This is a genomic window from Mangrovibacterium sp., from assembly GCF_059905295.1.
This window is the reverse complement of record NZ_JBZQJF010000013.1, coordinates 1-11204: the sequence shown is the minus strand read 5'-3', so window position 1 is coordinate 11204 and position 11204 is coordinate 1. Positions and strand designations below refer to the sequence as shown.

At 46.9% G+C, this 11204-nt stretch carries 9 protein-coding genes; 7 read left to right on the top strand and 2 right to left on the bottom strand.

Features of this window, described 5'->3' with window-relative positions; all coding sequences use genetic code 11:
* Nucleotides 1-2489: alanine--tRNA ligase (gene alaS, locus AC37HE_RS00595; protein WP_500780826.1), on the top strand; the 2489-nt coding region annotated here is incomplete at its 5' end.
* Nucleotides 2490-2549: 60 nt separating this feature from the next.
* Here alaS and AC37HE_RS00590 read toward each other — a convergent pair.
* The gene (locus AC37HE_RS00590; RefSeq protein ID WP_500780825.1) at nucleotides 2550-3056 is read right to left on the bottom strand and encodes a DUF6702 family protein; all 507 of its coding nucleotides are present in this window, start codon (nucleotides 3054-3056) and stop codon (nucleotides 2550-2552) included.
* Nucleotides 3057-3152: 96 nt separating this feature from the next.
* Between AC37HE_RS00590 and AC37HE_RS00585 the strand changes: the two genes are divergently transcribed.
* Nucleotides 3153-3731, top strand: coding sequence for a HupE/UreJ family protein (locus AC37HE_RS00585; protein ID WP_500780824.1), 579 nt, complete (start codon nucleotides 3153-3155; stop codon nucleotides 3729-3731).
* Between the two features lie 69 nt (nucleotides 3732-3800).
* Nucleotides 3801-6131: a M1 family metallopeptidase gene (locus AC37HE_RS00580; protein ID WP_500780823.1), complete on the top strand. Its 2331-nt coding sequence runs from the start codon at nucleotides 3801-3803 to the stop codon at nucleotides 6129-6131.
* 97 nt (nucleotides 6132-6228) lie between these two features.
* Here the strand turns inward: AC37HE_RS00580 and AC37HE_RS00575 are convergent, their stop codons facing one another.
* Nucleotides 6229-7398 (bottom strand): MFS transporter, encoded by a 1170-nt coding sequence (locus AC37HE_RS00575; RefSeq protein ID WP_500780822.1) that lies wholly within the window; start codon nucleotides 7396-7398, stop codon nucleotides 6229-6231.
* Between the two features lie 365 nt (nucleotides 7399-7763).
* Here AC37HE_RS00575 and AC37HE_RS00570 point away from each other — a divergent pair, with 365 nt between their 5' ends.
* The 4 genes from AC37HE_RS00570 to AC37HE_RS00555 all read left to right on the top strand — a co-directional run bounded on the left by AC37HE_RS00570 (nucleotide 7764) and on the right by AC37HE_RS00555 (nucleotide 10779).
* Nucleotides 7764-8192, top strand: coding sequence for a VOC family protein (locus AC37HE_RS00570; RefSeq protein ID WP_500780821.1), 429 nt, complete (start codon nucleotides 7764-7766; stop codon nucleotides 8190-8192).
* A 268-nt stretch (nucleotides 8193-8460) separates the two neighbouring features.
* Nucleotides 8461-9024 carry a dihydrofolate reductase family protein gene (locus AC37HE_RS00565; protein WP_500780820.1) on the top strand — a complete coding sequence of 188 codons (564 nt, stop codon included), beginning with the start codon at nucleotides 8461-8463 and terminating at the stop codon, nucleotides 9022-9024.
* A gap of 5 nt (nucleotides 9025-9029) precedes the next feature.
* Nucleotides 9030-9557, top strand: a complete 528-nt coding sequence (locus AC37HE_RS00560) for a GNAT family N-acetyltransferase (protein ID WP_500780819.1) — start codon at nucleotides 9030-9032, stop codon at nucleotides 9555-9557.
* A gap of 565 nt (nucleotides 9558-10122) precedes the next feature.
* A complete protein-coding gene (locus AC37HE_RS00555; RefSeq protein ID WP_500780818.1) occupies nucleotides 10123-10779 on the top strand; it encodes a DUF6261 family protein in 657 nt (218 codons plus the stop codon).
* Nucleotides 10780-11204: the final 425 nt, after the last annotated feature.

Below are 11204 nucleotides of genomic sequence, written 5' to 3'. Positions count from 1 at the left end.
AGTTTAAGGATATCTTCTTGGGTAACGAACCGGCAAAATCGACTCGTGTGGCCGATACGCAAAAATGTTTGCGTGTGAGCGGTAAGCACAACGATTTGGAAGAAGTGGGCCATGATACCTATCACCATACCATGTTCGAGATGCTTGGAAACTGGTCGTTCGGTGATTATTTTAAAACTGAAGCGATTGATTGGGCCTGGGAGTTTCTGCACGTAAAGATGGGAATTCCGGCTGACCGGATGTATGCAACTGTTTTTGAAGGAAGTAAGGATGATAACCTCGGGCTGGACGAAGAGGCCAAGAATTTGTGGTTGAAACATCTTCCGACAGAGCGGGTGCTGCATGGTAATAAGAAAGATAACTTCTGGGAAATGGGTGATACAGGCCCTTGTGGTCCTTGTTCCGAAATTCATGTTGACCTGCGTGATGATGCTGAACGGGCAAAGATCTCCGGAGCTGAGCTGGTGAACAAAGACAACCCACTGGTGATCGAAATCTGGAACCTGGTATTTATTCAGTTTAACCGTAAAGCTGATGGACGCCTGGAAGAACTTCCTGCGAAACATGTTGATACAGGTATGGGCTTCGAGCGTTTGTGTATGGTGTTGCAAGGTAAAAAGTCGAATTACGATACCGATGTTTTCCAAACCATTATTGCTAAGATTTCAACCCTTTGTGATATAAAATACGGCGATAGCGAGAAAACAGATATCGCGATGCGTGTGATTGCCGATCACCTGCGGGCCATTTCGTTTGCCATTGCCGATGGGCAACTGCCGTCGAACAATAAAGCCGGCTACGTGATCCGTCGTATCTTGCGTCGTGCGGTTCGTTACGGCTACACCTTCCTGAATTTCCGCGAAGCTTTCATCTATAAACTGGTGGAAGTTCTGAAGGAGAATATGGGCGAGGCTTTCGCGGAGCTACAGGCACAGCAGGTTTTAATTGAGAAAGTAATTAAGGAAGAAGAAGAGAGCTTCCTGCGTACTTTGTCAACCGGTATTAAATTGCTGGATGATATTATTGAAAAAGCGAAAGCTGAAAATAAATCGGTTGTTGAAGGTAAAGATGCGTTTACCCTTTACGATACCTTTGGTTTCCCGTTTGACTTAACCGGCTTGATTGCCCGCGAAAACGGAATGACCATTGATGAGGCTGCTTTTAATGCCGAAATGGAAGCTCAGAAAAACCGCTCAAGAAGTGCGGCCCAGCAGGAAACAGACGATTGGGTAGAACTGATGCGTATTGAGTCAACCGAATTTTTGGGTTACGATAAACTGGAATCGGATGTTCACATTGCCCGCTACCGGAAAGTAACGCAGAAGAAAAAAACATATTACCAGTTGGTGTTCGATCAAACGCCGTTTTATGGCGAGTCCGGTGGTCAGGTAGGTGATCAGGGCTACCTGGAAGCCGGAAGTGAGCGGATTCGGGTTTTCGACACCCAAAAAGAAAATAACCTGATTGTTCACCTGGTTGAAAAAGTGCCGGCCGATGCCGAGCGTTCATTCAAAGCAGTTGTTGATGTTGAGCGCCGAAAAAATATTGCGAATAACCACACCGCAACTCACTTGTTGCACGCCGCTTTGCGCGAAGTGTTGGGGACGCATGTTGAGCAAAAAGGATCGCTGGTAAATGCCGATCACCTTCGTTTCGACTTCTCCCATTTCCAAAAAGTGACCGAGGAAGAATTGGCCGAAGTGGAAAAACTGGTGAACGAGAAAATCCGTCAGAATGCAGCGCTGGAAGAAAGCCGTGCAGTACCAATGGATGAAGCCAAAACACTTGGTGCCATGATGCTGTTTGGTGAAAAATACGGCGACAAGGTGCGGGTGATTAAGTTTGGCGAGTCGGTAGAACTTTGTGGTGGAACCCATGTGCAGGCAACCGGTCAAATCGGGATGCTGAAAATTGTTTCCGAAAGTGCAGTAGCTGCCGGTATCCGTCGTATTGAAGCGGTTACAGCCGGACGTGCTGAAAGTTATATCAACGATCGTTTGAATCTATTGCAGCAAATTAGAGATGCCATTAAAGGATCGCAAGATGTGCTGGATGGCGTTGTAACTTTGATGAGCCAGAATCAGGAGCTGTCAAAACAGATTGAAGGCTTCGAACGCGAAAGTCTGAAGATTGCCAAATCGAATCTGAAGAGCCGTGTCATGATGGAGCGTGGGGTGAATATGATTGCTGAAATTATTGATCTGAATAATGCAGCAATGATTAAAGACCTGGCATTCCAGCTGAAAGGAGAGATCGACAACTTATTCCTGGTGCTTGGCGCTGAAGTAAACGGGAAACCTCTGTTGACCGTGATGATTTCAGAGAATATCGTGGAAGAAAAAGGCTTACATGCCGGCAAAATTGTTCGCGAAGCAGCGAAAGAGATGAAAGGTGGCGGCGGTGGTCAACCATTCTATGCAACAGCCGGAGGTAAAGATGTTAGTGGCTTGCAGGCTGCTATCGAAAAAGCCGGTTCTTTTCTGAACTAAGATTTTAGACAAAGCAAAATATGAAAAAGCTATCGGGCCGCCGGTAGCTTTTTTTTTCGTTTAAAACAGAAGTTTGTCACTCGGCTTGCCCGGCTGTAACAATAGGCTTCGAACTTTTCCCTCGTTTGTAAGCTGGATGATGTTTTGCTGATCCTGGTAGATCCCGAAGAAAAGTGTGCTGCTTGCTTCAAAGCTTTGAATCCGATCAATCTTGTCAAGCTCAATGTAGCACCAAAGTGCATCGCCATCGCGTTCTTTCCCGATAAAATTCAGAACTTGTTTTGCGCCGTTTACTACAAAGGAAACATGTTGGTTCAGGTAGCTTTCGAGAAATTGTTGTGCTCCTTCCTTTTCATCTTTCTCCCCAAAATGTTGATCCGGGATAGCCTGCTTACTCAGGGCCAGGTCTAAATCATCAATGAATATTTTCAAGGCGATCTCCAGGCTGTGATGATCGCTGTTGTACTTTACTTCGCACATACTCACATGAAAAGGATGTGCAAGAACTTCCTGCTTTGTAACCAATAGCAAGCTTATTGTGAGTAAAATGAAAAATAAAGCCTTCATTTTTGCCTGTTTTTGTGTAATAGATTGGTGAATTTGCTTACAAATCTGCAAAATCTAAATCAAATTGTATAAACTCCGGAACAAACTTGTCTTTTCATGAGTACTTTTCATCTCTATTTGAAGTTAGGCTTCGAACATATCATTAACCTGAATGCTTACGACCATATTGTGTTTATTCTGGCACTTTGTGCTGCATACCAGTGGACGCAAATTAAACGTCTACTGATTCTGGTCACCGCATTTACCATTGGACATTCAATCACCCTGGCCTTATCGACCCTGCATTATATCCTGATTTCTCCGAAACTGATTGAATTTTTGATCCCTGTGACCATCTTGATTACGGCTTTGTCGAACTTACGCAAACCGACCTTCAACAGGCAGCTTTTTCTGTATGTGGTTGTTTTGTTTTTTGGATTGATTCATGGTCTGGGCTTTTCGAATTATCTGAAGGAACTGCTGGGAACGGAAACGTCAATTGTAGGACCGTTGCTGGCTTTTAACCTGGGGCTCGAGCTAGGGCAGTTGTTAATCTTAACCGGCTATTTCCTGGTGCTGACGATGTTGGTTCACCTTGTTCGATTTGAGCATCTTGCGTGGAAAATTTTTGTATCGGGAGCGGCAGCAGGTATTGCTTTAACCATCATTATTCAACAAGGATATATCACGGCGTGAACTTTTTTTAGAGAAAAGTGTAATTATTCCCAATTGAGCAATACAAATTGTTCGATAAAATCAATCCCTATGAGAAAAATGTATCTGGTGGCATTTCTTTTAGCCTGTTTTGTCAATGGCATGGCGCAGGAGAATACCAATCATAACAAGTTTCGTCAGTTGAAGCAGGAATTTGCAACGCCCAATGTTTACCGGACAGCTTCGGGAGCCCCGGGACATGAATACTGGCAGCAAAAGGCCGATTACAAAATTGCGGTGGCGCTGAACGACGAAAAGCAACAAATTCATGGTGAAGAAACAATCACCTACCATAACCAGTCGCCGGATGCTTTGGACTATTTGTGGTTGCAGCTTGATCAAAATATGCGGGCCCGTAACTCTGATTCACCTTTGACTTCAACCTCTCAATTGGGTAGTAAAGTTAGCATGTACCAGCTGAAGCATATTACGGGGAGCGACTTCGATGGCGGATTCAAGATTGAAGCCGTTAAGGATGCCAGGGGAAATTCACTTCCCTATACCATCAACAAAACCATGATGCGGATTGACTTGCCGACTCCCTTGAAGCCCGGCAGTTCGGTGAGCTTTTCGGTGAAGTGGTGGTATAACATCAACAACCGGATGACAGACGGAGGCCGTTCCGGTTACGAATACTTTGAGAACGATAGCAGTTACCTGTATACCATTGCCCAATTCTACCCGCGCATGTGTGTTTACAACGAGGTTGAAGGCTGGCAAAATAAGCAGTTTCTGGGGGCGGGCGAGTTTACCCTGACCTTTGGCGATTTTGAGGTGAGCATTACCGCTCCGGCCAATCAGGTGGTGGGAGCAACCGGCGTACTTCAAAATACAAATACCGTACTAACGAGTGAACAGCAGAACCGCCTTAAGAAAGCAGAGACAGCCGATGCCCCGGTTTTTATCATCAACCAGGATGAAGCAGACAAGGCTACTGCCAGCCGCACAAGCAAAACCAAAACCTGGGTCTATAAAGCTGAAAATGTACGCGACTTTGCTTTTGTGAGCTCCCGTAAATTTATTTGGGATGCCATGGGTGTGCAATTTGGCGACCGTACGGTGATGGCCATGTCGTATTACCCGAAAGAAGGAAACCCGCTCTGGGAGAACTATTCGACGAAAGTTGTAGCCCATACGCTTCGTACGTATTCACAACACACGTTTGACTATCCTTATCCGGTTGCGATTTCGGTACATACCAAGCAAATTGGCATGGAATACCCGATGATCTGCTTCAACGGTGGTCGCCCGGAACCGGATGGTACCTACAGCGAAAATACCAAAGCCCGCATGATCGGGGTGATCGTTCACGAGGTGGGGCATAACTTCTTCCCCATGATTGTAAACTCCGATGAACGGCAATGGACCTGGATGGATGAAGGCTTGAATTCGTTCCTTGAGTACCTGACTGAAAAAGCATGGGATGTTGATTTCCCCACGAACCGTCGCGGAGGTGAACCTTATTCCATTGTGGACTATATGAAGATGGACAAAAAATATTTGTCGCCCATTATGACCAACTCGGAGTCGATCCTGAACTTTGGACAGAATGCTTATCACAAGCCAACCGTGGCACTGAATATCTTGCGTGAGACCATTATGGGACGCGAGCTGTTCGACTATGCCTTTAAAGAATATGCCAATCGCTGGAAATTTAAGCATCCGTCGCCGGAGGACTTTTTCAGAACCATGGAAGATGCCTCGGGCGTTGACCTGGATTGGTTCTGGCGCGGTTGGTTCTATACCACCGATAATGTGGATATTGCTCTGGAAAAGGTAAGTTGGTATAAAGCCAATACCACCAACCCGGAGATTGAAAGGCCGATTCAAAAGGAACAGGATCTGGAAAATCGACGGTCGATTACAACCATGCGCAACGAGCTCGATCGGAAGAACAGCCTGGTTGAACGGGATCCTTCTACGAAAGATTTTTACAGCAGCTACGACGAGTATGCTGTTACCGATGACGATCTGAAAGCCTACAAAAAAGGGCTTGAAGGATACTCGGATGAGGAGTTGGCCTATCTGAATAATGGCGATAACTTCTACCAGTTGGATTTCAAAAATATCGGAGGCCTGGTAATGCCGTTGATTTTAAAGTTCGATTTTACCGATGGCAGCTCTGAAGAAATTCGTATTCCTGCCGAAATCTGGCGGAAGGACAATGACGAAGTCTCCAAGGTTTTTGAGTTTAAAAAGGAACTTGCCCGGGTAACACTGGATCCGAACCAGGAGACGGCGGATGTCGATATGGATAACAACTACTGGCCACCGCGGGTGCAACCAACACGCTTCGAGTTGTATAAATCAAGCAAGTGGAAGCAGTCGCAGCCAAATCCGATGCAGCAAAGCAAAAAGAAGGAAACCGAAAATAGGGAGTAGGAAAAAGGGAGAGGGGAAAAGTGAAAAGCAGCCTGGTGAGTTGGGGGACTCTACGGCTGCTTTTTGTATTTTATTCCGGCTGTCGATCGTTTGATGATTACCGGGATGTAGCCGGTGTAAGCTGTTGGTTTTGCAATTGCTTGAAAACAAAGATCAGGCTGCAGGCAACAAGCAGGTAAGCGGCACCAATCATGGCTGTATAGTTCACGCTGTTTCCGGCATCGATGGCAGCACCGCCGCTCCATGCACCAATGGCATTCCCCATGTTAAAGGCAATTTGCAGGAAGGCTGCCCCCATCATTTCACCGCCCCGCGAGTTTTGCAGAAGCAGTAACTGGGTTGGAGCCGAGAAGGCAAACAGCGAGGCTGCACAAATAACGAGCAGCAACAACGCCATCGGGGCAATACCTACGGCAAAGAATAGTCCAACCAAAGCAATGGCGGCTATACCCTGAACGCTGCTTAGCACGGTGGGCATGTCAAATTTATCCGACAGGCGACCGCCAATCAGGTTGCCCGTCACCATGGCCAGTCCGCACAAAACCATAATCCAGCTCATCGAATCAGCACTAAAGCCGCCCATGCCCGTCATCAGCGGGTTTACATAGCTGTACATACAGAAAATACCCCCATTGGCAAAAGCCGTAGCAGTAATCAGCAGCCAGGGCGACAGGTTTCTCATAAAGCCAAACTGGCCTCTCAGCCCGTTGTTGGGCAGGGCATCCATTTGCGGAAGCCAACGCATCATCGCCAGCAGGTTAAAGGCCCCCCAGGCGCCGGTAAACATGAAAATGATACGCCACGAAAAGTGGTTGCTCAGGAAGGTGCCGATGGGGACACCAGCCAGGTTGGCGACCGTCATGCCGGTTACCATTAAGGCCAGGGCGCGGGCACTCTTGCCTTTGTCGGCCAGCTTTTCGGCAACAATAGCCCCAACGCCAAAGAAGGCGCCATGGGGAAGTCCCGAAACAAAGCGCATGGTAAAAATAGCCCAGTAGCTGGGCGACAGCGCCGTAAAGAAATTGCCTAAGGCGTACAAAGTCACCAGCGCCAGCAAAATCTTTTTCAAAGGGTAGGTGCGGGCAATGAGCACCATCAGCGGAGCTCCAACACATACGCCAAGCGCATAGGCCGAAATTAAATGGCCGGCTTGCGGAATGCTAACGTTAAAATCGCGGGCTACATTGGGGAGAATCCCCATCATCACAAATTCGGCCATCCCTAATCCAAAGGTGCCGAACGAAAGGGTCAACAGACTTTTTTTCATCCTCTAATTGCTTTTCATGCAATACCAACTTCACGAATAACCTGTGTTGTTTGTTGAATTGAATTCAGGTTAATGGGTACTGTTTTCTAAATATTGTTTCAACGGCAAAATTACGCGCACTACAACAAATCAAAATCTGCCTGGTTGACTGCTCCCGCTAAATATTACGCAAACTTAATGGTGTGTTTACCTACCGGAATGAAAACAGGGGTAGTGTCGGGCAAACAGTTGTGCTTGCATAGGAATCCGATCTTTTCAAAAGATCGGATCTCTGCTGCTCATCCCCGGGTGATGCGGTTTGCAACCGCGTCTTTTGGCCATCTTTCAATTTATTATCTTTAAGGGAAATTCTTCAAAACAAAACCATGCAACCCATTATCGACCATATCCAGATTACCGTGAAAGACCTGGCACAGGCCGAAGCCTTTTACGATCAGTTTTTCCCCTTACTCGGCTTCGATCCCAAACGAAAGGTGAAGGCCCGTATTGCTGCGCACGATTTCGATGTTATTGAGTACTCCCATCCGCAGTTGGCCTTTGCTATTACCTCGCCCCGGCAGGCTTTTAAAGAAGAAACAGTTCACCGCCGCAAACCCGGATCCCTGCATCACCTGGCCTTTAAAGCTGAAAGCCGCACCGAGGTCGATCAACTGTATGAATCGCTGCTGACGATGGGGGCCACAATCGTAACACCACCTAAACTGTATCCCGAATACAGCCCCGATTATTATGCCGTATTCTTTAAAGATCCCGACGGAATTAAGTTTGAAGTGGTCTGTAACAGGCCCGAATAAATAGCCCGTGGCAAAATCCATTTACTAGGGATCCGATCTTTCGAAAAGATCGGATTCCTACTGTTTATCCCCGGGTGATGCGGTTTGCAACCGCGTCATTGGAGCATCCTTCACTTTTTTTTCTTTAATTTATTAAGCTTTAGCTGATCGCTCTTAGGCGCTTTTAGCAGCAGATTACAGATAAATCAGCGAAAATCGACTAAAAGCTATAGTATCAGCGTTTCATCATCGTTATATTTGCGAAGTATAATGAACGAAAATAGGACGCATGCGAAAAATTACCGCTTTTGTTTTTACCACGCTCAACGGCTATTATAAGGGTGTTGACGGAGATTTGGACTGGCATAGCAACGGGGCCGAGGAAATTGAATTTGCCCAAAATAAATTGCAGGAAGGCAACACCTTGTTGTTCGGTCGTAAAACCTTCGAAATGATGCGTAACTTTTGGGTGACGCCCATGGCCTACGAGCTTTTCCCAGCCGTAGCCCTGCGCATTAACCAAGCCGACAAACTGGTTTGCAGTAATACCCTGAAGACAACCGACTGGGCCAATACCGACATTCTGAGCGGCGACATTATTGCAAAAATCAAGGCTTTGAAAGCCACAGAGGGGAACGACATTACCCTGATGGGAAGCGGTAGCCTTGTGAAGCAACTGGCGCAGGAAGGATTAATCGACGAGTTTGAGCTGATGGTTGATCCCGTGGTGCTGGGGCAGGGCGAAACCCTGTTCGAGGGAATCGACAAAGAGCTGAACCTGGAGATTACCGATGCCCGCCTGTTTCGCGAAAGTGGCGTGTTACTCCTCTATTATAAAAAACTGGAAGCTTAGCAGGCATGAAAGGCTATAAATCGTTCGAAACCGAGCGCCTGCTGTTGCGGCCAACAATCGAGCAGGATGCCGAATTTATCTTCAAGCTAATGACTTCGCCCAAGTGGCTGGCCAACATCGGGTCGCGTAACTTGAAAACACCCGACGATGCGGAGCGGTATATTCACGAACGTATGATGTCGCAGATGGCGCGCCTGGGCTTTGGCAACTACACCGTCATCCGGAAAACCGATGGTGTCAAAATGGGCGTTTGCGGTTTGCACGATCGCGAAGGGCTAAACGGGATTGATATCGGTTATGCCTTCCTCGAACAATACGAAGGAAAAGGTTATGCCATTGAAGCAGCTCAACGCATTAAGCAGGCTGCCTTCGACGATTTCATGCTGACCGAACTTTATGCCATCACCACCCACGGGAATTTGCCATCACAGCGCATCCTCGAAAAACTCGGACTCGAGTATGTGACCACCGTTCAGCTCGAAGGCGACGACCAGGAGCTTCGCCTGTATGTGCTGAAACCCGAAAACGAGTAGATTCTGATTAAAACCAGAACAAAGCCCTGCTTGCACCCTGCGAGCAGGGCTTTTTTGTTGCAGCCTGCCTCAAAACACCTTTCGTGATTATTGATAATTAATCAAAATTGTTTATATTACTATACGGTTTATGAAAACCGGTATGGACGATCGATAAAATTGTAGAATACAGGATAGTTTAATCCTTTTGTTATTGAGTTTTGGAAGAATGAATGAGTATAGGAGTTCTCGTTCGGTATTTTGTTTTTGTAAAGAACAGAAAATTTAGTGTGAACCGTCACTCGGGCGAGCTATCCGAGATTCGGATTCAGTCACCCGGGACTTGGGAAGTGATTTCTTAGGCTCGGATTTGTTGAACCGGGTCCCGGTTAGCCCCATCCGAGGCTCGGATAAGCCACCCTGAAACCCGGGCAAGGAATCTGAGTCTCGGGTGAGGACACCGGGGTGTCGGGGCGAGGTTTCCGAGGCTCAGGTAGCTCTATCGGGTGCCGGTTCAATATAAATCAGGCGGATATACTAGCAAAAAACCAAGCAATACAAATTATTCATTTAAAACGTTTAGCGTATGATTACAATCTCATTGTCAAGTTTGAAAAACAACGCCATGTATACCTTTTGTATGCGGGTGTATGAACTGATCATGTCTGCGAAAACAGTTGAAATGGGGATTGATCTCTATTTTAATCGTTTCGTGGGAGCCTACAGCAAATACCAGGAAGCGATGGAAAAATCGGTGTTAAGTGCAGCCGATGTGGCTCAAAAGGACAACTTTCGCGACACTATTTGGGTAGCCCTGCGCGCGCATGTGAAAAATTACCTGCGTCATCCGGATTTGGCACCTCAGGCGAAAGCTGTTTTAGCCGAACTGGATAAACAAGGTATAACTGTTTATGATCAGAGTTACGAAGCCGAAACGGCGATTATTAAAAATGTAACCACAACGCTCGAGACCGGCTTTGCCGACGAGCTGGCTGCGATACAGGCTACCGTGTGGTTCGACCTGCTGAAGGCAGCCAATGCCGATTTCGAAACGGCCCAGCGCAAAGTTAATGCGGCAAAAACCACCGCTAACGAAATTGATGCTGCCACAACCGTTCGGCCCGAACTGGAAGATGCCTTGCGCACGCTGCTTACTTTCCTGCCTATGCAGGCCGAAGTAACCGGCAACGCCGACCTGGAAATGCTGGTGAAAGAACTCGAAACCGAAGCCAGCCGCTTTTAATCAGCTCTGCTTATTTACCGGGTGACTTCGCGTCACCCGGTAAATAGACCAAAAACCTGGAAAATTAATTCACTTCTACCCCTCGTTTTTAACGAGGGGTTAATTGCTTGTCGTTTGCAACGACATTATCCATGATTTGAGTTGAACCGTACCTAATTGGAAACACAATGTCAGCTGACAACTACTATATACCGCGCGAGTCCCCCCTAGATTCCGCAAGAGCTAAAACCAAGGATATTTAATAAAACTACTCGGATCGATCACACACTTGCGGAATCTCGTTACAAACGAGGGGCAGAAAAGAGAAGAGGGGCAGAAGATTGCTAATCCAAAAAATTTCTTACGAAAAAAGCCCCGGGCTTTCCCCCAGAGCTCATAAATTTTCTTTTTCACTGGCGAATTCGCAAGCGCTGAATATCGTGGTT